Annotated in this window: 1 protein-coding gene; it reads left to right on the top strand. The window is 65.5% G+C overall.

Translation table 11 applies throughout. The features are described 5' to 3' along the window. A partial coding sequence (locus LJE98_RS20110; RefSeq protein ID WP_229577031.1) for a molybdopterin cofactor-binding domain-containing protein occupies positions 1 to 525 on the top strand: 525 nt, incomplete at both ends.

The raw sequence follows: 525 nt of genomic DNA on the forward strand, positions 1-525 counted from the left end.
GCATCGACACGATGCTGCCGGGCATGGTCTACGGCAAGGTGGTGACGCCGCCGGTGCGCTTCGGCGCCACCGTCAAGTCCGTCGATGACAGCGAGGCCAAGAAGGTCCCGGGCTTCATCAAGGCGGTCGTGCTCGACGACAAGACCGGCTCCACGTCAGGCTGGGTGGTCGCGGTGGCCTCGACCTTCGCCAATGCCAAGAAGGCCGCGGACGCGCTGAAGATCAGCTATGACAAGGGTCCGTATGCCAATGTCAGCACCGACAGCATCATCACCGAGGCGATGCGGCTGCAGGCGCAGGACGATGCCGGGCAGTTCTTCGTCAAGGATGGCGATGCCAATGCGGCACTGGCGGGCGCCGCGAAAGTGCTGGAGGCGGAGTACACCACCAGCATCAACATCCACGCGCCGATGGAGCCGATGAACGCCACCGCCGAGTTCAAGGGCGACATCCTGCACATCTACTCCGGCAATCAGTTCGCGACCCGCTCCGGCGCGATCGCGGCGGGCGCCGCCGGGATCGATC

Source organism: Rhizobium sp. 'Codium 1', from assembly GCF_020889605.1.
In the GTDB taxonomy this organism is placed as follows: Bacteria; Pseudomonadota; Alphaproteobacteria; order Rhizobiales; family Rhizobiaceae; genus Allorhizobium; species Allorhizobium algae.